At 35.5% G+C, this 21,353-nt stretch carries 36 protein-coding genes, 2 pseudogenes and 1 riboswitch; of the genes and pseudogenes, 36 read left to right on the forward strand and 2 right to left on the reverse strand.

Features of this window, described 5'->3' with window-relative positions:
* The first annotated feature begins 3 nt into the window (after positions 1 to 3).
* The 6 genes from O1A01_RS07245 to O1A01_RS07270 all read left to right on the forward strand — a co-directional run bounded on the left by O1A01_RS07245 (position 4) and on the right by O1A01_RS07270 (position 2,504).
* Positions 4 to 675: a dUTP diphosphatase gene (locus O1A01_RS07245; protein ID WP_270065907.1), complete on the forward strand. Its 672-nt coding sequence runs from the start codon at positions 4 to 6 to the stop codon at positions 673 to 675.
* Complete coding sequence (locus O1A01_RS07250) at positions 665 to 1,075, forward strand: RusA family crossover junction endodeoxyribonuclease (RefSeq protein WP_270065908.1); 411 nt, start codon at positions 665 to 667, stop codon at positions 1,073 to 1,075. Before O1A01_RS07245 ends, O1A01_RS07250 begins: the two co-directional genes overlap by 11 nt.
* A gap of 171 nt (positions 1,076 to 1,246) precedes the next feature.
* Positions 1,247 to 1,711 carry a hypothetical protein gene (locus O1A01_RS07255; RefSeq protein ID WP_270065909.1) on the forward strand — a complete coding sequence of 155 codons (465 nt, stop codon included), beginning with the start codon at positions 1,247 to 1,249 and terminating at the stop codon, positions 1,709 to 1,711.
* Between the two features lie 14 nt (positions 1,712 to 1,725).
* Positions 1,726 to 1,902: a hypothetical protein gene (locus O1A01_RS07260; RefSeq protein WP_270065910.1), complete on the forward strand. Its 177-nt coding sequence runs from the start codon at positions 1,726 to 1,728 to the stop codon at positions 1,900 to 1,902.
* 27 nt (positions 1,903 to 1,929) lie between these two features.
* Positions 1,930 to 2,277, forward strand: coding sequence for an IDEAL domain-containing protein (locus tag O1A01_RS07265; protein ID WP_270065911.1), 348 nt, complete (start codon positions 1,930 to 1,932; stop codon positions 2,275 to 2,277).
* Positions 2,274 to 2,504 (forward strand): hypothetical protein, encoded by a 231-nt coding sequence (locus O1A01_RS07270; protein WP_270065912.1) that lies wholly within the window; start codon positions 2,274 to 2,276, stop codon positions 2,502 to 2,504. The genes O1A01_RS07265 and O1A01_RS07270 overlap by 4 nt, the downstream gene beginning before the upstream one ends.
* Positions 2,505 to 2,531: 27 nt before the next feature.
* On the opposite strand, the gene O1A01_RS07275 is transcribed toward O1A01_RS07270, so the two are convergent.
* A complete protein-coding gene (locus O1A01_RS07275; protein ID WP_270065913.1) occupies positions 2,532 to 2,888 on the reverse strand; it encodes a response regulator in 357 nt (118 codons plus the stop codon).
* Between the two features lie 62 nt (positions 2,889 to 2,950).
* Positions 2,951 to 3,037, reverse strand: a riboswitch (cyclic di-GMP riboswitch).
* A 783-nt stretch (positions 3,038 to 3,820) separates the two neighbouring features.
* Between O1A01_RS07275 and O1A01_RS07280 the strand changes: the two genes are divergently transcribed.
* From O1A01_RS07280 to O1A01_RS07290, 3 genes are read left to right on the forward strand one after another with little or no spacing between them, the layout of a single operon-like run.
* Positions 3,821 to 3,997: a hypothetical protein gene (locus tag O1A01_RS07280; RefSeq protein WP_157076590.1), complete on the forward strand. Its 177-nt coding sequence runs from the start codon at positions 3,821 to 3,823 to the stop codon at positions 3,995 to 3,997.
* A 41-nt stretch (positions 3,998 to 4,038) separates the two neighbouring features.
* On the forward strand, positions 4,039 to 4,206 hold the full coding sequence (locus O1A01_RS07285) for a hypothetical protein (RefSeq protein ID WP_270065914.1): 168 nt from the start codon (positions 4,039 to 4,041) through the stop codon (positions 4,204 to 4,206).
* A gap of 58 nt (positions 4,207 to 4,264) precedes the next feature.
* Positions 4,265 to 4,435 (forward strand): DUF3954 domain-containing protein, encoded by a 171-nt coding sequence (locus O1A01_RS07290; RefSeq protein WP_270065915.1) that lies wholly within the window; start codon positions 4,265 to 4,267, stop codon positions 4,433 to 4,435.
* Positions 4,436 to 4,442: 7 nt separating this feature from the next.
* Here the strand turns inward: O1A01_RS07290 and O1A01_RS25340 are convergent, their stop codons facing one another.
* A complete protein-coding gene (locus tag O1A01_RS25340; protein ID WP_333482927.1) occupies positions 4,443 to 4,610 on the reverse strand; it encodes an aspartyl-phosphate phosphatase Spo0E family protein in 168 nt (55 codons plus the stop codon).
* A 223-nt stretch (positions 4,611 to 4,833) separates the two neighbouring features.
* Between O1A01_RS25340 and O1A01_RS07300 the strand changes: the two genes are divergently transcribed.
* From O1A01_RS07300 to O1A01_RS25420, 27 genes and pseudogenes are all read left to right on the forward strand, one after another.
* On the forward strand, positions 4,834 to 5,034 hold the full coding sequence (locus O1A01_RS07300) for an XtrA/YqaO family protein (protein WP_270065916.1): 201 nt from the start codon (positions 4,834 to 4,836) through the stop codon (positions 5,032 to 5,034).
* On the forward strand, positions 5,031 to 5,735 hold the full coding sequence (locus O1A01_RS07305) for a hypothetical protein (RefSeq protein ID WP_270065917.1): 705 nt from the start codon (positions 5,031 to 5,033) through the stop codon (positions 5,733 to 5,735). The genes O1A01_RS07300 and O1A01_RS07305 overlap by 4 nt, the downstream gene beginning before the upstream one ends.
* A gap of 45 nt (positions 5,736 to 5,780) precedes the next feature.
* Positions 5,781 to 6,572, forward strand: a complete 792-nt coding sequence (locus tag O1A01_RS07310) for a DUF5677 domain-containing protein (protein WP_270065918.1) — start codon at positions 5,781 to 5,783, stop codon at positions 6,570 to 6,572.
* Between the two features lie 89 nt (positions 6,573 to 6,661).
* Positions 6,662 to 6,862, forward strand: a complete 201-nt coding sequence (locus O1A01_RS07315; protein ID WP_270065919.1) for a hypothetical protein — start codon at positions 6,662 to 6,664, stop codon at positions 6,860 to 6,862.
* Positions 6,863 to 6,877: 15 nt separating this feature from the next.
* Positions 6,878 to 7,321 carry a helix-turn-helix transcriptional regulator gene (locus tag O1A01_RS07320; RefSeq protein WP_270065920.1) on the forward strand — a complete coding sequence of 148 codons (444 nt, stop codon included), beginning with the start codon at positions 6,878 to 6,880 and terminating at the stop codon, positions 7,319 to 7,321.
* 108 nt (positions 7,322 to 7,429) lie between these two features.
* Entirely contained in the window at positions 7,430 to 8,137 is a 708-nt protein-coding gene (locus O1A01_RS07325; protein WP_270065921.1) for a DUF4145 domain-containing protein, read from the forward strand.
* Between the two features lie 184 nt (positions 8,138 to 8,321).
* Positions 8,322 to 8,528: a hypothetical protein gene (locus O1A01_RS07330; RefSeq protein WP_270065922.1), complete on the forward strand. Its 207-nt coding sequence runs from the start codon at positions 8,322 to 8,324 to the stop codon at positions 8,526 to 8,528.
* A 56-nt stretch (positions 8,529 to 8,584) separates the two neighbouring features.
* A complete protein-coding gene (locus O1A01_RS07335; protein WP_270065923.1) occupies positions 8,585 to 9,145 on the forward strand; it encodes a YfbU family protein in 561 nt (186 codons plus the stop codon).
* Positions 9,146 to 9,249: 104 nt separating this feature from the next.
* Positions 9,250 to 10,182, forward strand: a complete 933-nt coding sequence (locus tag O1A01_RS07340) for a terminase small subunit (RefSeq protein ID WP_270065924.1) — start codon at positions 9,250 to 9,252, stop codon at positions 10,180 to 10,182.
* Positions 10,175 to 11,470 (forward strand): PBSX family phage terminase large subunit, encoded by a 1,296-nt coding sequence (locus tag O1A01_RS07345; protein ID WP_270066384.1) that lies wholly within the window; start codon positions 10,175 to 10,177, stop codon positions 11,468 to 11,470. The genes O1A01_RS07340 and O1A01_RS07345 overlap by 8 nt, the downstream gene beginning before the upstream one ends.
* A 26-nt stretch (positions 11,471 to 11,496) precedes the next feature.
* Positions 11,497 to 12,987: a phage portal protein gene (locus O1A01_RS07350; protein WP_270065925.1), complete on the forward strand. Its 1,491-nt coding sequence runs from the start codon at positions 11,497 to 11,499 to the stop codon at positions 12,985 to 12,987.
* Positions 12,984 to 14,135, forward strand: coding sequence for a phage minor capsid protein (locus tag O1A01_RS07355; RefSeq protein WP_270065926.1), 1,152 nt, complete (start codon positions 12,984 to 12,986; stop codon positions 14,133 to 14,135). The genes O1A01_RS07350 and O1A01_RS07355 overlap by 4 nt, the downstream gene beginning before the upstream one ends.
* Positions 14,136 to 14,233: 98 nt before the next feature.
* Entirely contained in the window at positions 14,234 to 14,614 is a 381-nt protein-coding gene (locus tag O1A01_RS07360) for a hypothetical protein (protein WP_270065927.1), read from the forward strand.
* A 78-nt stretch (positions 14,615 to 14,692) separates the two neighbouring features.
* Positions 14,693 to 15,403 (forward strand): hypothetical protein, encoded by a 711-nt coding sequence (locus O1A01_RS07365; protein WP_270065928.1) that lies wholly within the window; start codon positions 14,693 to 14,695, stop codon positions 15,401 to 15,403.
* 23 nt (positions 15,404 to 15,426) lie between these two features.
* Positions 15,427 to 15,777: pseudogene (locus O1A01_RS07370) on the forward strand (capsid protein); the annotation flags it as partial.
* Between the two features lie 136 nt (positions 15,778 to 15,913).
* On the forward strand, positions 15,914 to 16,495 hold the full coding sequence (locus tag O1A01_RS07375) for an NUMOD4 domain-containing protein (RefSeq protein ID WP_270065929.1): 582 nt from the start codon (positions 15,914 to 15,916) through the stop codon (positions 16,493 to 16,495).
* A gap of 174 nt (positions 16,496 to 16,669) precedes the next feature.
* Positions 16,670 to 17,221, forward strand: a pseudogene (locus O1A01_RS07380) (capsid protein); the annotation flags it as partial.
* A 42-nt stretch (positions 17,222 to 17,263) separates the two neighbouring features.
* The gene (locus tag O1A01_RS07385; protein WP_270065930.1) at positions 17,264 to 17,581 is read left to right on the forward strand and encodes a hypothetical protein; all 318 of its coding nucleotides are present in this window, start codon (positions 17,264 to 17,266) and stop codon (positions 17,579 to 17,581) included.
* Positions 17,582 to 17,583: 2 nt separating this feature from the next.
* A complete protein-coding gene (locus O1A01_RS07390; protein WP_270065931.1) occupies positions 17,584 to 17,988 on the forward strand; it encodes a head-tail connector protein in 405 nt (134 codons plus the stop codon).
* Positions 17,978 to 18,316 carry a putative minor capsid protein gene (locus tag O1A01_RS07395; protein ID WP_270065932.1) on the forward strand — a complete coding sequence of 113 codons (339 nt, stop codon included), beginning with the start codon at positions 17,978 to 17,980 and terminating at the stop codon, positions 18,314 to 18,316. The genes O1A01_RS07390 and O1A01_RS07395 overlap by 11 nt, the downstream gene beginning before the upstream one ends.
* Positions 18,316 to 18,672, forward strand: coding sequence for a minor capsid protein (locus O1A01_RS07400; RefSeq protein ID WP_270065933.1), 357 nt, complete (start codon positions 18,316 to 18,318; stop codon positions 18,670 to 18,672). The genes O1A01_RS07395 and O1A01_RS07400 overlap by 1 nt, the downstream gene beginning before the upstream one ends.
* The gene (locus tag O1A01_RS07405; protein ID WP_270065934.1) at positions 18,630 to 19,076 is read left to right on the forward strand and encodes a ubiquitin family protein; all 447 of its coding nucleotides are present in this window, start codon (positions 18,630 to 18,632) and stop codon (positions 19,074 to 19,076) included. The genes O1A01_RS07400 and O1A01_RS07405 overlap by 43 nt, the downstream gene beginning before the upstream one ends.
* A gap of 6 nt (positions 19,077 to 19,082) precedes the next feature.
* The gene (locus tag O1A01_RS07410; RefSeq protein WP_270065935.1) at positions 19,083 to 19,514 is read left to right on the forward strand and encodes a phage tail tube protein; all 432 of its coding nucleotides are present in this window, start codon (positions 19,083 to 19,085) and stop codon (positions 19,512 to 19,514) included.
* Between the two features lie 14 nt (positions 19,515 to 19,528).
* Complete coding sequence (locus O1A01_RS07415; RefSeq protein WP_270065936.1) at positions 19,529 to 20,128, forward strand: Gp15 family bacteriophage protein; 600 nt, start codon at positions 19,529 to 19,531, stop codon at positions 20,126 to 20,128.
* A complete protein-coding gene (locus tag O1A01_RS07420; RefSeq protein WP_270065937.1) occupies positions 20,129 to 20,524 on the forward strand; it encodes a DUF6673 family protein in 396 nt (131 codons plus the stop codon).
* Between the two features lie 60 nt (positions 20,525 to 20,584).
* Complete coding sequence (locus O1A01_RS07425) at positions 20,585 to 21,121, forward strand: SHOCT domain-containing protein (RefSeq protein WP_270065938.1); 537 nt, start codon at positions 20,585 to 20,587, stop codon at positions 21,119 to 21,121.
* A 64-nt stretch (positions 21,122 to 21,185) separates the two neighbouring features.
* On the forward strand, positions 21,186 to 21,299 hold the full coding sequence (locus tag O1A01_RS25420) for a zinc finger domain-containing protein (RefSeq protein ID WP_084380204.1): 114 nt from the start codon (positions 21,186 to 21,188) through the stop codon (positions 21,297 to 21,299).
* Positions 21,300 to 21,353: the final 54 nt, after the last annotated feature.

Here is a 21,353-nt window from a genome sequence, read left to right on the forward strand (position 1 = left end):
ACTATGAGTCTAGAAAAAATGTTAGCAACACAAGAGCAGCTAGATAATCGCATTATAGCTGAAAGAGGAATCGTGTGGACTGATGAAGAGAGATTCCGAAATACATTAGTTGCATTGGATGTAGAGATTTCTGAATTTGCAAACGAGGGTTGCTGGTTTAAGGTTTGGAGCGATGATCAAGAGCCAAGAACATGGTTTCCGAATGAAAGGGATGTATGTGATTCGTGTAAAGTTGAACCAATCTTCATAGAAAATAAAAAAATAGTTGGACAATGTGAGGATTGTGACGGGTGTGGAGTTCATTTTCATAACCCACTCCTTGAAGAATATGTCGATGCAGTACATTTCTTTTTATCAATCGCAAATCAAAAAGGATGGAAAGAACATTTATATCTTCACGAGGAAGCAATACTCGAACTTGAGGAAAAAGGCTTTGATGGGGGTATTAATGGTGTTTATTTAGAACTCAAGTCCTTCATCGCCAAAATGTCACATGATAAAAACGAACCTAACTTCTTTCTAACATATTCGAAACATGAGTTTTGTTTTAGAACAGCATGGTTTCTCTTTATTGCAATCGGAATGATTCAATTTGGCTTTACATTCGAACAGATTGAGGAAGCATACTTCGCCAAAAACAAAATGAATCATGAGAGACAGGACAATGGCTATTAAACTATCAATTCCTATTGAGCCAATGGGAGCCGTAAGAATGACGGGAAGAGGAAAGTTTGTTAAACCCAATGCCCAAAGGTATCTAGCTTACAAAAGCTTTATCCAGTGGAATGCCAAACAGCAGTTGAAGGAGAAAACACTACTGGATGGTCCAATAGCAGTAGAAATATGGTTTACGATGCCAATACCGAAAAGTTGGAGCAAGAAGAGGCAGGCTGCAGCATTAGGGGAATATCACATCAAGAAGCCTGATGCAGACAATTTAGTAAAAGGTGTTTTCGATGCACTAAACAAACTTGCTTGGCATGATGACAATCAGGTATCAAAAGTGACTGCAATCAAACTATACGGTGAAATTCCCGGAATTGATATTACTGTCCAGGAGTTGAAAGGAACATGAATGTAATCATATCAGATATTCGAACTGATTGGATGAAAAAAGAGGACAGGATAATGACATGTATGAACAGATGCTCACTTTATAATCACTGCTCGAGTCGTTTCGGTACTGATTGCAAAAAGCTAGGTGGCTCGGAGATACCGAAAATAAGGCAAGAAAGAAGGTATTGGTATGCTACAGGGTGTTTGCGTAAAGGCGGATAGTTCGGAGCTCTTGAAGGATGGAGAGAGGTATTACCTCTTTCCGAATGGCCCTGAACATTATTACGTATCAAGTTTCCCTAATAAAGATGCTCACAGAGGTTGTTACCATGCTGAACGGTTTGAAATTGTTGCTAATCACGAACTACATAAAGAAAAGCTCTATAAAGCACAGCTAGTGTATCGTGAGCAGGGTTACAAAGGAGTGGAGCTAGGGGAATATTTCCTCAAGGTAAAAGGAACACATGCTAATTTTTACAAGGATTCAGAGCTTAGTAGATTAAGAGGTTGTTTCCCATTGGATTGGTTTTCAAACTTTGAAGAAGTTACCTTAGATGATTCTTCCTATGAGGTTTTAAGCATAAAAGAAGTTGATCTTGAAGAAATGTTTGTGGAACCAGAGCCAACGGAATATGAACAACTAAGCCTATTTTGAAAGGAAGTGAGTACATGTCTCAGGATAACAACTCACAACTAGAATGGCAGAAGCAAGTGTTACGAGAAGAATTAGTAGAATCGGAGAGTTTCAATGAGCTTAGAAAAAGTATCACTGATAGAGTTAGTCAAACTATGCCAAAACGGAAACGAAGAGGCGTTGCAAGAATGGAAAAGACGTTGGGAAAATGATTTTCCTAAAATGGGGAGGGAATCGTAATGAACACCGAGACTATCAAACTGGAAGACGGTCAATTTCAAAAAGGTGATTGGGTAGAACTTTCACATATTAGCTTTGGTTATAATCCAAAAGCTAAGGGTTCAGTAGGTTTTGTTTCAATTGTTAAGGAAGATGAAAATATTGCAAAGGTCGTTTTTCTAAAGCATGGAAATGGATCAAGAATTAGAAGAGTGGAATGGGTTGATATAGAAAACCTCTCCAAAGCAGAACCTTCACTGGAAGAAGTCGATTTACACGTTCTAATCGATATAGCACTTGCTATGAACGACCAAGAGTGGTTCATGGAACTAACGGAACGCTTACCAAAGGAGTTGGTTGGCTGGTGAAGATAAAAGCGGAGTTAAAAGCTGAACAATATATGGCGTTAGCGGTTGGAGGACTATTACGCGAAGGTATGAGTGTTACTGAAATAACAGCACTTGCTAAAGGATGCGCGGAGAAATTTGAAACTGATAAAAAGGTAGAAAAATTGCTTACTAGTGTTAAAGATAGAGACCTATCTTACGAAGTTCAGGGCAACTTGATAAAAGCTGATTTTGGTCTAAAGATATGATTCGAGAGAGTGTGCGCTCTCTCGAAATTAAGAGCTAATCTGATCAATTGTTGATAATAAATCATCAAAATTTGGTTTCACTATAAAAGCATTCGCACCAAGACCTTTTGATTCATCAACAAGTGATTCGTAGCTTAGTGAAGAGCAAATAACGACTTTAGAATTTGGATCTTGTTCTTTTATCTTTTTTAGAATTTCTAGTCCACTCATACAAGGTAAAGTAATATCCAACAAAGTAATATCAGGACTAAATTCTTGAAGCTTTTCAATAGCTTCCTGACCGTTAGAAGCTTCAGCAATTACTTGATAATCACCTTTTTCGACTAGCCTTTTAAGTAATTTGCGCATAAATTTGGAGTCATCAACTATAAGAACTTTCTTCATAAGTACCACCTTTACTAAATTAGGCAAATTAGAAAAGGTAAATAAAATACAGGACATGAAATCCTGGCAACTCGGCCACCATGACAAGTAATTGTTTTAGGCCCGTAGCTTTGCGTCTTTTACTTTCGTAAAATTTGCCCTTAATAATCTATCGACATAAATGTAGAAATATGTAGAAAAATGTAGAAATAATATTCATTGGTTATAAGGGATTAAGTGATTTGAGAAACCTTAGACAAAAATTACGACATAAAAAGACCACCGAAAAAGATGGACATTTATTGAGATTTTGATTTCGTAATTAAAAAATTAGTAAATAATTTAACTAGTATTGAAACCAGTAGTAAAGTAAGAAAAGAGTAAAAGTAATTCCAGTTATGGAGTTTGTAGAAGTCAAAATAAACGAATATCGGTATTCCTACAAAAGATAGAATTTAAAAAAATACAGTTGTTGTTATCAAATAAATTTTCCACTTTCCAAATGTCTGATAAAACAAAGTAATTATTACAGGTACAGTCAAAAAATCTACTGCATTCATTGTTTTTAGAGCCGTGATGAATTGGTGTGGATAACTCCACCATCCATAAAAGCTTCCAAGTTCGTTTACTATTCCAACCAAGATAAATGAGAATAGGAAAGCAATGGTGATAATTTGAATTCTTTGCTTATCCATGAAAAGTATTAATAAAACTAAAAATAACAAATTTATTATTACTATAAACCACCACTGTCATGAGAATAAATCGTGGTTTACCCAGTATTCTGTTTCAATTCTATTTGCTTGCTTGTTAAGCTCTTGTAATTGTTCAAACATTTTATAACCTCCTACAATTGAATTATTTCCAATATCGGAATATAAATACAGATTAAGTAGGAGCAAAAAAAATTAATTAATGCGCAGTTCTAGAAAAAGGTGAAGGAGTAATACTAAGTGATTGGCAAGGTTAAGGTTTGGTATATGACAGAAGAACAACGACTTGAATATATAAAAAAGCATCCAATTAAGCCAACCGAAAGACCAAAGGGGACGTCATACTCTGATTTGAATTCCTACAGTGAAAGAACCAGAATAAGGCATGCTGGGAATCGAAAAAAGAGAAGAGCATAAATAAATCCATTACTCACCAAACTGTAAACGAGGTGATAAACATGGATTGGGTTAACAAATTAGAATTAACAGAAATTAAAGTCAAGGTAATCAATATGATACTAAACAAAGAAGATGGGCATTATGAAGAGCATCCAGCACAACTTAAAGAGGATTTAATAAAACTGGTAGCAATAATAGAAGCTAACGAACCTACAGTACCAAAATAAAAAAGCCAGGATTTCTCCTGACCCAACCAACTCAATTATAACATTAGGAGGGGTCCTGGTGAACGGAAAATTAAAGGCAGAAATAGATCTAACAAATAATAAAAAAATGTATGTGATAAAAGACGGTAGATTAATAGAGCATGACCTACCTGAATATGGTGAAATATCTGTTATTGTACTTGGCGGGAAGGTTGATCGTTTAGAAACGACAAACAAGAGAAAGATTTGATTTATTACTAGCTCACTCTTTGCTTCTGATATTTAATTATTAATTTATCAAGTTCTTGACTACATGAAATGGTTCTGTTGTCACCCAAACCGAATTGTGATGCTAAGGTTAACATATTCTTTCTTACGTAATATATTTTTTTCATTAAATCGTTTAAATTATCGCTATTTTGCATAATAATTATACTCCTTAAAATATACAAAAGTAATGGTGGGAATAGTTCAAAAGTATTATTGCATAACTCCTAGGATAACGATAGGTATTCGACAAAACTAGTTATTTATAGCCTTTTTATTACAAGAATAGATATTTTTTGCCTAACGGAAAAACCGAGGGCACTAAATGAGCGCATTAGCGTTTGTTTGGTGCTCTTTATTTTATTATTGGAGGTTGTAATCATGAGACTGGAAAACATTGAGATTAACCGTAGTACAAACAAACTAGAAGTTGATATAATGGAACTAAAAGGAAGTTTCGCCATTGTAGTTTGCGATGGTAAGGCGAAGATAACAAATTTACCCGTGCATGGAGAGACAAAGATAATAACCCACCAGGGGAAGGTTAAGCGGGTCAAGTTTGATGAGGGGGAAGAATTTTGAGGGTTTTTATTTATGTAGTGACTAATTTCTATATATTTCTTATTTCTGGTACTTTAATTTATCACTGGATTAATACTGGTATTTACTATCGTTATATAGTAATCGTTTTAGGTATTATGATTGTTGTGCCTAACCTAATTGTTTTTTTGTTAGAAAAGGTACTTGACCGTCTATTATCTTACTTGTTTAGAAGGTATGAAAAGAGAGTAATGGAAAATTATAATTTATTCAAATGGATGGGTGAGTTGAATTGGATTGGGTTATTCGGAAATTTAAAGAATATAAAAGACTTTGATAAGAATACAATCCATAATAATTTTGAGAGAATAAAAAAAGAGATAAGAAAAGAATATCATACTATTGATAGACTAAAATCATTACAATTATATTTAGAAGTGAAAGTGGAAAGTCCCAAATTAGTTACTTTAAATTCGTCTATTCAAACAATATTGATTGCACTAATTACCTCATCGTTAGTTGGGCTTGTTAATATCAGTAGTATTGGAGATTTAAAGTTTTATTTGTACTTGTGCATTGTTGGTATTGTCTGGATCCTATTGTTATTTTTCATGGCTTCAATAAGCAAGGAAATGGATAAATTTAAATTGTTATTAAAATTAGTTAATGAATGTATAAAAGAAGAAATGGAAGAATCCCTAAGAGACAAGGATAGAAGAGATATTAAAGTGAAAATTAAATAGGAGTTTGTTGTATAACTTTAAGTGTGTTGAGGAGCGTGGGAGAGGTTGAGACGACTGAAAAAAATTCAAAGTGAAGCGGATAAAGTTTTTGATAATGTTGTTAATGGTTATTTTCAAAAATCAGGAACTGTGGAATTTGGTTATGCAGATGCATCAATTTTGGGGTTACTGGAAAACCTAATTAATCATACGAAAACACTTATAGTGCTGATTGAAAAAAAGCATTATGATTCTCTGGATATAATTTTAAGAACTGTTTTTGAAAATTATGTCTATCTTAGATACATATTAGAAACAAACACTGATTTACGAGCAAAGTCTTATGTTTATTCTTGTAAAATAAATGAAATAAGACTTCATAATAGCCTAATAGAGGATAGCTTAACTGGGAATAAGATAAGGAATTTTCTAAATACTCCTAAACATAAAGTTGATAATTATATTTTTGAAGGAATGAATCAAGACTACAAAAATAGAGTGTTGAGCGTGTACTTAAATGAAATTGGTATGAAGAGAGTAGAGCAGAAATGGTATAATATAGACGGTAAAACTAGAAATTTTAAATCATTATGTAATAAACTGGATCTATCGGTTGAATATGATATCATATACTCTATTCTTTCTGCTGAAACTCACGGTAAAGATGCCATGGCGAAATTTGAATTTAAGGATGATCACGTAAGTTTAATAAAAAATATAAAAAGTATAGAATTTTATTCGTCTATAAGTGGACTTTACTTAATGGACTCAATTGAAAACGTTTATAAATATTACAAATTGACGAAGGATCTGAAAAAATTTCAAACATTACTGAAAATAAATTATAAATATATGTAGTTCTACCAGCTAACTGGAGGACACTGGACAAGCAGTTTTTACTGTTTTGTTTGGTGTCCTTTTTATTTTGTTACAAAGGGGACATGAAGATGAATAAAAGTTTACGGGATCAATTAAAGGAATGGAAGAAGCAGCACGGGTTTGAAAGGCAAATTAAATATAAAATGATAAATGTAACTCTCTCGAAAAAGAAGGAAGAAAAGTTGTCGGATAGGGACTTACGGGAGTTAATGGGTACCAATAGACCAACATATGCTCGAGGTCGTGGTGGAGCTTATAGACAAAAATAAAGGGGGAGAAATACTATGAATAAAAAAGAAATTGAAAACATTTTAAAGGATTACCATTGGATGATTAACTCAATAAAAATATTAAATTCATCCTTAATCGATGCTGGCGAAGGTTTAACAGCTCAATATGGGGATGATGCTGGAATGCCAAAAATCAAAGGAATGACAGGAGATCCGGTCTACCGTGAAGCTGTTAGAAGAGAAAAACGTTACCAGGTCATTCGTAAATATAAAGCGAAAATATCAGTTATTCAGGATAGGTTGCATTTGATAAAGGATGATAGGGAATTAGAAGTGCTTCACTGGTTGCTTGAGGGGAAGAGTTATCGATGGGTTGCGTTGCACATGGGATTATCACATTCTCATATTAGAAGGATAAGAGAAAGTATAGTTGAACAATTAGTTGGAGCATATATGCCCTCTAAAACGAAAGATCCAAAACAAAAAACAGTGTGCTAAAGAGGAATTATATAATGAAAGTTAAGTATAAGATGTGATATTACCCTTTACTAATCTTGAAGGAGAAATCATTTTTATAAAGAATTCCTTTAGATAGGGGGGATTAAAATGACAGCAAAAGAAAAAGTAATTACCTGCCACCATTGCGGCAATAAGACTTTAATGAAGGAAGTAGCGAATCATAAAAATGTAGAAAACGAAGAACTTTTTCAAGGTGGTAAGTATGTCCATACTTATGTAATAACTACTATAAAAGAGTGGCATTTATACTTATGTCCAGTATGTATAAATGTTACGTTGGAATGTAAGAGTAGTTTCAGTGAGGAAATAGATTACGACGGTAGTCCAATTATTCATAAAGAGCTACTCTATCCTTACAAGACTATAGAAGAGAACTTCATACCCGAAAAAGTGGCTAGAGCCTATGAAGCTGCACTAAAAATTAGGCTGATAGATGGTCATATATGTGCGATTGCCATTCGAAGAACATTAGAAATGATGTGTAAAGACAAAGGTGAAGAAGGTAAAAATCTTTACTTAATGTTAAAATCACTATCAGAAAAAGGAATTTTACCACCAATATTAAACGATATGGCTAGTGTACTAAGAGAATTTGGTAATGCTGCGGCACATGCAGACGAAGAAGAAATTAGTCTTGATTTAATACCCTCGTTATTAGAATTTACCCAAATTATTTTAGATTACGTATACAATCTCCCAAAGAGAATCGATTTAATTCAAGATAAACTAGGTAAAAAAAGGGAGGAAAAGCGACACCAGCAAAATAATGAGGTACTAGATCATATAGTTGATTAAAATGTTCCAAATGTTCCAAACGAAACAAAATTGCAAAAACAAAAATCTGCTTGCTAAAATGGGAGGCAGGACGGAGCGGCAGATAGTTGCTCTATTTGTAATAATCTATCGTCACCTTTCGGTGGCGTTTTTTGTTCTTTAAAAAATATTTTTACTTCCGATAATAGATTCGGAGGTGAAAATAATGGATATTGATTTTAGTCCATTACAAGGGCCGTTAAATGAACTAGCTCTAAAACTAGCTATTATATTATTTGTACCGTTTATTATTTCAATAGTGATAGGTAATATGATTTTAGCTTTGAAGTTACCTGAGTGGTTAGCTAAAGCAGTTGGATTAATCATTTTTATCGTTATTGTTGTTATTATGTTAATGATTTTCCTTGCGTAAAAAAGAGGAAAATATCTCCTTTTGTCGAATGAATAATTCAGAAGGGAGTGATAGTAATGAGTGTAGAATTCTCATTAAAGGAAAGATTAATCCTAATGAATCAATATGATATTATGGCAAAATTAACTTCAGACGAATACGAAAAGAAGAGTTTTGAAAATTACAGCGAAATATTTAGGTGTGGATACGAATGGGGCTATGGGTTAGTTACAGAACCATTATTGGAAGAGTTGTCTGGCCAAGAGTGTAAATTTGTTTGCAACGTTCTTGATATGTATAGTGACTTGTACTATGCAAGAGAAAAGGATGAAAATATTAAAGCTGAGGTTGATGCAAAAGATGTTATATTTAAAGGTTTCGATTTAAATGATTCTGTAGAATCAAAATACTATGGGTTTGCAAAATTTCTTATTGAGGATTTAGGGCGCTATCGCGAATACAGGGAGCTACTTGAATCTGGGGTAATAGAAAGTTTAAATTCACATGGATTTGGCCCAAGTGCTCGCAAGTTAGTCGAAATGGTTGAAGTTTATAAAAAAGTCAAAAAACGATCTAGAGACAGACATGATTATAACTTAAACATGGAAGAAGTTTTAGAAGTATTAAGTGTTAAATAACATGATAAATAATTCAATAGTGCTAATAATAAGCATCCATCCTTAGGGTGCTTTTTTCTATGACCAAAACAAACAAATACCACTTGGAGGTGGGTGATGTGTAGATGGCTCGAGCGAGAAGTCCGAACCGTGACAAAGCATTTGAGATGTGGAAAGAGAGTGGTGGAAAGTTACTGCTCAAAGATATTGCGGCTGAGTTAAGAGTTAAGGATTCCCAGATTCGCAAGTGGAAAAATCAAGACAAATGGGACGAGCAATTGAAAGGTAACGTTACTAAATCTAAAAGTAACGTTACTAATAAAAAGGTACCTAAAAAGGAAAAGAATATTGATAGTGAGGAAGTCTTTGTGGAGTCGGACAATTTAACCGATAAACAAAGGCTTTTTTGCATGTATTACTTAAAGTACTTTAATGCTACAAAGGCATATCAAAAAGCATATGGGTGTGCATATTCTACAGCTATGGTTGAAGGACATAGACACCTAAGAAATCCTAAGATTAGCCAAGAAATCGAGAGACAGAAGGAAGAGCAAACGAATGAGTTGAAACTGGATGCGAAACATGTTCTTCAAAAGTACATCGACATTGCCTTTGCTGATATTACCGATTATGCAACCTTTGGTAAAAAAGAAGTAGAAGCTATGGGCCCATTTGGTCCTATGAAGGATGAAGATGGAAACATAATGATGGTTGAAATTAATTACGTGGACTTCATGGATTCTACAGAAATAGACGGCACTATTGTAACTGAAGTGAAGAAAGGTAAGGACGGTGTCTCCGTAAAACTAGCGGATAAGATGAAAGCTTTAGACTTCCTTGCTAAATATACAGACCTTCTTAATGAAGAGGATCGTAAGAAATTGCAAGATGAAAAGATTAAAACAGAAATTGCTAAAACGCAAGCTGATACTGAGTTTGCTAAAATGCGTGCTTCTAAACTTCGTGGTGATAGAAAAGATACATCAATGCTTGAGTCGCTAATTGAAGGGCGTAAGAAGTATGAAGAAATGATAAAGGAACGTGAGAATGATGGCTAAAAACATTATTTTCAGTCCAAAACAACTAGAAGTAATTTATAGACCTTATGATTACACATTTGATGTATTAGAAGGTACTCCTAGGAGTGGAAAGACAACAGCTGCTCACTTCCGGTTAGCTGATTACTATAGTTGGTGTAGAGACACAAACCATTTACTGGTTGCGTATAACCAAGAGCAAGCTTATCGATTGTTCATTGATGGTGACGGTACAGGTCTAATGCATATCTTTGATGGGTTATACGATATCAAACATGATGAACACGGTTCCCATTTACAACTGCATACTCCAACAGGCATTAAAAAGATATATTACAAAGGCGGTGGGAAAAGTAACAGCGTGGGTGCTATCACAGGTATGTCACTTGGTAGTGTAGCATTCGGAGAAATCAATTTACTTCATATGGATATGATCCAAGAATGTTTTAGGCGTACATTCGCAGCACAAGATCGATACCATTTGGCGGACCTAAATCCACCAGCCCCTCATCATCCTGTAATCAAAGAAGTTTTTGAAGTACAAAACACTAGGTGGACACATTGGACTATTCAGGACAATCCGATTATCACTGAGGAAAGAAAACAAGAAATATATGAAATCTTAAGTAAGAATCCATATCTTTTGCAACGTGACTGGTTTGGGAAAAGAGTTATTCCTGCAGGAGTTATCTATAGCATGTTTGATTTAAGAAAAAATGTTATTCCTAAATTAGAAGGTACCAAAATTGAAATGTTCTTCTCAGGTGATGGAGGACAAGGAGATGCTACGAGTATTGCTTGTAATATTGTCACTAGACATAAAGGGAAAAAGCGAGCTTATGATTATAAGCTTAATCGTGTAGCCCATTATTATCATTCTGGTAGTGATACAGGACAAGTAAAAGCAATGAGTATTTACGCTAAAGAAATTAAGGAATTTATTCTTTGGTGTGAAAGGACATATAGCATGCGCAGAACGGAAGTGTTTATTGATCCAGCGTGTAAGTCGCTTAGAGAGGAATTGCATTTGTTAGGTATTCAAACACAACCAGCAAATAACAATGCTCATGACGTAAACGGTAGGTCTAAAGGAATTGAAGTTGGTATTGAGCGTCTTCAAAATGCGATGACGAGTGAATACTTTGTTTTAGTAGAACAAGAGAAAAACGAATATGACCATTATAACTTTTTGAAAGAAGTAGGAATGTATACGAGGGATGCTAATGGCAAACCCGTTGATTCCGACAACCATTCACTCGATGAATGTAGATACAGCAATAACTATTTTTATAAAAGATACGTGTTATAGATAGAGAATGAAAAGGCGGTGATGAAATGTTTCAATCACTCATTAGTAAAATAAAGGGGGTGTTGCAGAAATTGGGCTTAGTAAAAAACATTAAATCGTTATCAGATACAAAGAGCATTCCAGTCGATGACCAATTCTATACAAATATCGATATTTGGAAGGCACTCTATCAGGGCTATTTTAGCGAATGGCACGATGTTCATTACCAAACTATTAACGGGAGGAAAAAACGTCGTAGAGCCACGTTAAACATGCCAAAAGTGCTGTCGCAGGAAATGGCCACATTAATCTTTAATGAGCGATGTGAGATTAATATATCGGATACAGACTTATCCAAGCATATCGAGAGCATTTTCAAGAAAAACAAATTCATTTCAAAGTTTCAGGATTACCTAGAATTCCAATTCGCTCTAGGTGGAATGGTGATTAAGCCGTATGTAGAAGATAACAAGATCAAGCTATCATACGTTACCGCAGATTGCTTCATCCCTGTGGGTTGGGACAATCAAGGGATTCACGAGGCTGTGTTTCCTAACGAGATACGTAAAGGTGATAGGAAATACACTCACCTGGAATGGCATTTGTGGGAAGGTAAAGAGTATGTCATAAAAAATGAGCTCTATGTTGCTGAAAAGACAACATCTGATTTAGGTAAGAAAGTTCCTCTTTCAACGCTATTCCCTGATCTGGAGGAAGAGGTACGGATTAACAATTTTAAACGGTCCGGATTTGTTTACTTTAAGCCTAACCTAGCTAATCACATTGATATGCAGAGTCCATTAGGAATTTCTATATTTTCAGCTGCATTAGATACGCTTAAAACGTTGGACATTGCTTATGATAGCTTTCAGAGAGAGTTTGCGTTAGGAAAGCGAAGAATAATAGTTCCGGCAAATGCAGTTAAGATGGTGGTTGATGAAAGCGGGAATATGCAACGTTATTTTGATGCAGACGATGAAGTTTACCAGGCATTGAACACTGGAGATATAGATGACAGTAAGATTCAAGACAATACGGTTGAACTTCGGGTTGAAGAGCATATAGCTGCTATTAATGCCTTGTTGAACCTATTGTCGATGCAAACAGGTTTCAGTAGCGGTTCCTTTAGTTTTGATGGTAAGAGCGTGAAGACTGCAACAGAAGTTGTTTCTGAGAATAGTAAGACCTTTAGAACAAAACAATCTCATGAGAACGTGATTGAAGCTGGGCTAACAGAATTAATCGATGTAATTGTGCAGCTGGCAGAGCTCTACGAATTGTTTAGTAGTTCGAAAGATGGTTGGGAAGTAACAGTAGCCTTTGACGATTCTATTGCAGATGATCAAACTGCAGAAATAAACAAGCAAATTCAATTAGTTTCAAATCAGCTTACTTCTAAAAAGAAAGCCATTATGAAGATTCACGGACTTTCAGAAGAAGAGGCTATAATATTGCTCCAGGAGATTATGGAGGAAAATAAGACTGCAACAGCAGAATCGATAGACTTTTTTGGAATGACTAGAGCTGGTACTGAATGAAGCCATCTGAGAATCAGCAACTAGCAATGCCGACCGTTCAAGTGTTTCTCGAGATTGAAGATCAAATATTGACTAATATTGCTAAACACCTAAAAAAACATAGAAGTTTATTAAACTCTCAGGATATTGAAGGTTGGCGTCTATTACACTTATCTGAAATAGGTTCATTAACACAACAGAATATCATTACAATTGCTAAAAGAAGCGGACTAGCAATTGATGAGGTTTCTAGGTTACTAGAAGATGTGGGTTATAAATCTATAGCTTATGTAGATCAAACTCTTGAAGAAGCAGTTAAAAACGGGGCGGTTGTTATCCCACCAGGAGAACCAAGTGGTGTGTTTCAAAATATATTGTTGACCTATCAAAATCAAGCAAACGAAACATTTAACCTTATAAATTCAACAATGTTACAACAATCCCAACAATCTTATATAGATATTTTAAACCAAACTGTTGGAAAGGTACTAACCGGTACCAAAACACCACAACAAGCACTTAGAGAAGCGTTATTAAAATGGACTGAAAAAGGTATTCCAGCATTGGTGGATAGGGCAGGGAAAGAGTGGTCAACCGAGGCGTACATTAGTTTAGTTACTAGGTCAATGACCAACAAAGTTTCAAATGAAATGCAGTTTTCTCGTATGGATGAGTACGGAGTGGATTTGATAGAGGTTTCAAGCCATTTAGGTGCAAGACCACGTTGTGCACCATTTCAAGGGAGAATTTATAGTCGCAGTGGTACAAGTAAAAAGTATTCTCCATTATCCGAAACTAGTTATGGAGAAATAGCCGGACTAAGAGGAGTTAACTGTGGCCATGTTTTCTATGCATATGTCGAAGGAATATCTATTAAACGTAATGAGCCATTCGCAGTTGAAGAAAACAATGAAGCATACAAACGATCGCAAAAACAAAGATACCTAGAACGTCAAATAAGGCATGCTAAAAGAGAGTTAAATATGATGAGTATTTTAGGGGATGAAGAAGGTATCGAAATTGCAAAACAGAGAGTAAGAGAAAGACATGATAGGATGAGAGCGTTTATTCAAGAGACTGGAAGGACTAGAAGGCGTGATCGAGAGCAGTTAGGTATTAATAATCCTAATGTTGGAGGTGGAGAATTTCGCTCTAAAAAAGATAAATAAAGCAAATATATTTTGGTTATTCTTATAGGAATAATAGGTTTTTTCTGATCTTCCATGTAGTAAAATAGCTTTATTAAATCACTAAAGGAAGTTGAGAAATGGACTATATAGGCTATTATGATGCAGTTGAAATTCTAGGTAATTATATAGATAAAATGAATGAGCTTTTAGAGTTAATGAAAAGTTTGAAAGAAAATAATTTCGAGAACTCACACGAGTTACAAATAATAAAAGAGAAACTCAGACAATACAAATCAGAGGTTTCGATATCTTTAAAACTATTTACACTATACGATTCTAACGAATATAGTCAAAACTTTTTACTACCCGCTGTAAGTATAGCCCATGGATTCCTTAGGGAAGTTAGTGTAGGTAAAGTAAATCCTAATAGTTACAACAACATAAATTCAAAACTTCAGAAAGTGAGATACTATTTTCAGAAGTACTACAATAATTTGATCACTATTAAGCATCCGTAGAGGGTGCTTTTTATTTTGCCTTTTATCTGTACAGGCCTTAAAGAAACAGAAGGAATTACCCAATAGGGAGGAATTATCGTGTTAAAAAAATTATGGATGAAAATTGTATTACTTTGGACTTTATTAGTTCCAAGCAAGAAGGTTAATCAGTCGCCAAAAAGAACTGAAGGAAAGTTATTACCGTTGCAATTACAGTTTTTTGCCGATGGAGGCGGAGAGGGAGATCCACCGCAAGCAGACCCAGTAGGAGGAACTGAACCACCGAGTACTGACCCTCCACCAGCAGACCAACCCCAGACGTTTACACAAGAAGATGTGAATAGTATTGCTGCTAAAGAGGCGAAAAAAGCACAAGAAAAGCTTCTTAAGCAATTAGGCATTGAAGATTTCGATAGTGCTAAGGATGGTCTTGCTAAGTTTAAACAATGGCAAGAGTCGCAGAAAACAGAAGCTGAGAAGCAAGCTGAAAGATTGAAAGAGTTAGAGACAAACTTTACTACAACCAGTGAAGAGAATACGTCTCTAAAAGCACAAATTAGCGCAATGAAAGCCGGAGTAAGCGCTGAATCTGTGGAGGATGTTGTGACTCTAGCAAAAACAATGATAAATGACGAGCTGGATATGGATGCAGCTATTGCCAAAGTAGTGGAAAAGTACCCGCATTTTAAAGCTCAACAAGAGCAACAACAGGATGAAGAAAAGAAACCTTCTTTTTCAACAGGCCAGCATCAGAAAAAGCAACCTTCTGAAATGGATGTATGGTTTGAAGCGTTTGGAGTAAAAAAATAAAAACATAAATGGAGTGATTTTGAATGCCAGTAAATTACGCTGAACAATATCAACAAGCAGTACAACAAGCTTACTTCGGAGGTCTTTATTTCCGAGCATTATATGAAACACCTAATAACCAAATTATTAAATGGGTAGGTGCTAAAACAATACACATCCCACGTATCACTGTTGGTGGATTTATTGATGTGGATCGTGATGTTGCTAGTAGCTTTGCTCGACGTGCTGATAATGATTGGGAGCCAAAGACATTAACTCATGACCGTGAGTTTCCGATGTTTGTTGATCCTCAAGATATTGACGAAACAAACACTGTGTTATCTATTGCCAATATTACTCGTGTATTTAACCAGGAGCAAAAAATTCCTAAAATTTGGGCAGTCGCTTAGTAATAAGCGAACTGAATCCGCTCTAATTGCTGGGAACTCCTAAAGATTTGTCGGCTCTAGGACAATCAGCAGCCAAGCTATGTTATGATGAAGGAAAACAGGAAATGGAGGCTTTCTTTCAATGGAAATGTGGAAAAGTATACCTGGTTACGATGAGGTTTATGAGGTTTCTAATAAAGGTGATGTTCGGAGCAAAGACAGGCTAGTAAAAACTAATATCAGGAATGTGAAAGAAAGGCTACTTAAAGGTAAGGTTCTTAAAAGAGCGCTCAAAAGAAATGGTTATTACGCTGTTGACTTATCATATAAGGGAAAAGTTAAAACTGTTTCAGTTCACAGATTAGTGGCAATTACATTTATCCCTAATCCTAAATCACTGCCTGTAGTTAATCATAAAAACGGAATTAAAACAGACAACAGAGTAGAGAACCTTGAGTGGGCAACTCACATTGCTAATCACCATCATGCATCAGAAATTGGGCTTAGAGACAATCTTGGACAGTATCAGAATAAACGCCTCCTATGTGTTGAAACAGGAATTGTTTTTAAGAATAGCACCGAAGCAGCTAAATGGATATTGAAAAACGATCCAAACAAAACCTCTTTAACCGATTCTGGATATGAAAAACTAGCACGTAACATAAGAGGGAGTGCTACTGGAAGGACACCTAAAGCGTACGGGTATACGTGGAAAGACTTATAACATAGAAGGTTCAACGACTAGTAAGACCTACATCAGTAGGCATACACTCAAGCGAGTGGAAACGGGCGGCTCCAATGAAAATTGGATGAAGATATAGTCTCATCTATGTGGTAACACATAGCAGTTATCTAAGAATAGCGGGAGTAGATTAGCGAACTACTCTGAAGATATATGGAAATGGACAAGTATGCTGCTTCGAAATTATACAGTGAATACGTAAGTTTTGGCGGAGAAGCTATTTCTACTGAATTAACAGTGGATAATGTCTTGAACATTTTTGATCAAATGATGGAAGACATGGACGAAGCTGAAGTACCTCAAGAAGGACGTATTCTATATGTTACACCAACAGTAAAAACGTTATTGAAGAATGCAGAGAAAATTCAACGTACTTTAGAGGTTAAAGGTGATGCAGCAAATGATGTTAATCGTAATGTTCGTTCTTTAGACGAGGTAACGATTGTATCTGTACCTTCTTCTCGTATGAAGACGGCTTACAACTTTACTAGTGGTGCTGTACCAGCAGTAGGTGCAAAACAAATCAATATGATTCTCGTACATCCTACTGCAGTAATTACACCACAAAAATATGATTTTGTTGATTTATCAGCACCAAGTGCTACAACTGGTGGCAAGTATTACTATTTTGAACGTAAATATTGGGATGTATTCGCTATCGAAAAGAAAGTACCAGGAATCAAGTTCCACGTAGAAGCAGGGGTATAATGATACCCTTGTTTTTTAATATCTCTATAGGAGGCTAGGATAATGGCACAAGTAACGGTAAGAAAGAATAATAAAGTTTTAAATATCGAGGATACAAGGTTGGAGAGTTATTTGCTACAGGGATTTGAGCAAATCGATAAAGACGGGAAGGTGGTAAAAGAAGCAACAGGTGGCAGAACGGTTTCTCTTCAGGAGCACAACAAAGCTCTGGAACGAATCAAAGAGTTAGAGGAAGACGATGCAGTAAAGGAGCTTGAAGAGGCGAAGAAGGAAATTAAGGCATTAAAGTCTGAAAATACCAAGTTGAAGAAATCACTCGAGGAGTTAAAGAAATTGTCCGAGGAATCAAAGAGTGAGTAATCATGGCTTATATCGACTACACATTCTACACGAATGATTATAAAGGTACCTCGGTTGATGAGAGTGAGTTTGCTAAATTAGCAGAACGAGCTAGTGAAGTAGTGGACCAGTTAACAGGGTATAAGCTAAAAACAGGTAATCGATTTGATAATTTACCTACTTTTGTTCAAGAACAGGTAAAAAAAGCAACAGCTGCTCAGGTAGAGTTTTATATTCTAAGTGGTGGAACTGATATAGCTATAACCGGCGATGATATTACAGGTGTTGCTGTAGGAAAATTCTCTTATGGTGGAGGTAACAGATCTAGTGGAAAGGAAAGGGAACCAATCGCTGACAATCTGTTAGACTATTTAAGACCTACCGGACTTTTATACAGTGGTATTGGGGTGTTCGATAGTGCGTATTAAACCAATTCCCAAGCGATTGTTAATTCATACAATTGAATATGAGGAGTTTATTAGAGATGGATCTTTCGGTGAAGAATTTGCACCAAAAGAAACCATCTCTTTTGTATTAGTTCAACCGAAAAGTGAACTAAAGCGGGATTCAAATGGTGAGGAAGTGAAAACTAAAGGAATTATCTTTCTTGATTCTGTAAATACTCCAATGTTCAAGCGTTTGAGAGAAAAGTCGAAGATACGATTTAAGGAAGTTGAATTACGTGTTGTTGCTAGTGATGCACTGTATGCATTAGATCCAATCATTCCCCACCATTATGAAGTGAGTGTTGTGTAATGACTAAGCAACATGTAAGGGTAACAATCGATACTAAAAAGGTTGGGCCAAAGCTTAATACAGCTACAAAAAAAGGACAGATTGTATTGTCTGAGCAAGTATTAAAAGATAGTAATTTCTATATTCCAGCAGATATTTGGAATCTTCGAGATAGTAGTTTAAGATCTTCTAATTTTGAAAACGGCAAGCTTATTTGGGACACCCCATATGGAAGACGGCTTTATTTCGGTTTAAGGTTTAACTTTTCTACAGATAAGAATCCATTCGCTTCGCCATTGTGGTATGAAAAAGCTAGAAGTGTTCATTTAGGAGAATGGGAGCGTGTGGCACAGAAGGCGGTGGAAGAAGGTCTATGATAGAAAATGAGAATAGCGATTTTTTATTTCAGCTGGTAGTAAACACTCTTGATCAACAGGGGTACTATTCAACTGTAGTCTCTCCAGTCTTAACCAATGGAAATAGCATTGCTGTTATGACAATGCCCTCTAACAATTATGAGCATTATTATGACGGCTCTTATCGCCAGGGGTATGCGTTTCAGGTAATGACAAAGCATGAATCGCAACTTGTTGCTTATAACACCTTATTGGATATAGCGAAATTTCTACCATCATTGAAAGACATACCTAGTCAAAATGGGAGTTATCAATTCGAGGGAATTAGAGTTACTACTGATCCAAATGTAATTGCAAAAGATGATAAGTATTACATTTTTGCCGCACAATTTAGTGCGGCTTTATTTATTGAAAGTAAGGAGTGATAAAAGGTGAATGAATTTCCGTTAAATTATAAAAATAAATATTCCATTAACATTACTCCAGAAGGAGCAGAACCAACCTGGGCTCCAATTGGTGCAGGTATTTCAAACGTTGACCCTTCTTTTGACGATGAGACGGATGATACAGCATATTATGATGGAGAAGGTTTTTCCTCGGAGACGGTAACTGGTATTAAGGCAACTCTAACATTTACAGGACATCGTAATTATGGAGATGAAGCACAGGATTATATTGCTAGTTTAGCATTTGAAGTAGGAACAAAGCGTGAAACCGCATTAAAGTGGGAGCAACCGGACGGACGTGTTATTACTGGTCCGGTGACTATTAGTGGGATTAAAACTACTGGTGGAGATGCAAACTCTAAATCAGAGTTTGAATTTACTGCTACTTTCAACGGCAAGCCCCAATTAACTAATTAAGAAAGTGTGAGGATATGTTTACACTATCCGACAGACTAGAAGAGGAAATCGAGATTGAAGGGGATTATTACCCTATCAATCTCTTTTTTGATGTTGTATTAAGATTTTTTGACCTTATGGATGACGAAGAATTTTTCGATTCTGACAAGATAGAAATTGCTTTCAAAATGCTTGTAGGAACCGAAAAAGACTTTGAATTTGAGACAAAATACAAAGCAGTTCAAGCAATTGTAACCAGTTTAATAATTGGTGTGGAAAATAAACAAAAAAAATCGCCTGGTGAATCTTCCGATAAGAAGATATATTATGACCTTAAACAAGATGCTGAGTATATCTACGCCTCGTTTATGCAGGAGTATGGTATTGATTTAATAGATCAACAAGGTTCATTGCGTTGGGAAAAATTCAAAGCCTTACTTTCAGGTATGCGTGATACAACTAAATTTAAAGAAATAGTTGGTATAAGAGCCGCCAAACTTCCGACTGGAAAAGGGACGGAAGAGGAAAGAAAAAGATTAAAAGAACTAAAAGAAATGTATGCCTTAAACAAAGACCAGAAGTCCCGAGAAGAAGAGCTAGATTATATGTTTAATAAATTGGCAGGAGGTAACTAAATGGCTATTAGAATAGAAACTCAAAAGCCCGAAATACCAGTTGAGATTGGTAAGTTAAAGTTTTCTTTTGATGTATCTGATGATGCTTTGAAGAGATTACGAACAAGTGCTGTGGAAGTACAAAAAGAACTCGAAAACCTAAAGAATAAAGGTGATGAAGCTGCCGAAAAAAGCGCTAGGGAAGCCTTACAAAAAGGTTACGACCTTTTATTAGGTGAAGGTACTTTTGCCAAGGTCTATGAACAAACACCTTCTTTACATTATGTAATGGAATACTATGTTAAGTTAGCAGATGGTATCGAAAAGGAATTAAAAGCCCTCGGTAAAGGAAACTATCAACAAGAGAAAGCGCAGAAGTATTTAAACAAACGTAAACATCGGCCGAAGAATCGATAGTTGAAAGTTGGAAGAAACCTCGCCTATAATTAAACATATAGAATTATTGGGGGCGATGGTATGGGTTTATTTGATTTTTTTAAACCGAGAGGAATTGTAGTTAAGGTTATAAAAGGTACTATTGGCGAAAAGAAAGAACCTACTTATCTGATACTTTTTACTAAAGAAAAAGGAATAGTAGAAGTAAATAAAAGGAAGTATTATTTTTTAGGTTTCTCAGAGCAATCAATATCTGAAATGAGTACTGCAAAGGCACTAACTGGTGCTGCCATTGGAACTGTATTTGCTCCTGGAATTGGAACATTAATTGGTGGTGCGGTAGGAGCGAAAAAGAAAAAGAAAACCAACTATACAATGGCGTTCATGGATGTGGAATCCAAAGAAAAATTTATAGTAGAGGTAAATTTATTTGCCACTCATCCAAATGAACTAAATCGCCTTGTGGCCCATGATATAGCAAAAGAAGAAACCTTTGAAGATAATTCAAAAGGCGCTTTATCAAAAGTAGAGGCAATTCGAGAGTTTAAAAAGTTACTTGATGAAGGGATTATTACTCAAGAAGAATTTAATAAAAAGAAAAAAGAATTAATAGGTTAGATGCTGTTTAGTCGTTCTGAAAAGGACTGCTTTTTATATTGCCTTTTAGGCGGTGGAAAATGTAATGAGAGAAATACGTTGTAAGAAATGTAATAGATTATTAGGAAAAGTTGAGGGCATTGCCGAAATTAAATGTCCAAAATGCGCAACGGTCAATATAGTCAAAAAAGACCGTTAGAGAGCCATCGAGCCCCTGTGCAATAAATACTGTGCATGGGGGTGAATTATGTAA

The organism is Sutcliffiella sp. NC1 (assembly GCF_027594365.1).
Classification (GTDB): domain Bacteria; phylum Bacillota; class Bacilli; order Bacillales; family Bacillaceae_I; genus Sutcliffiella; species Sutcliffiella cohnii.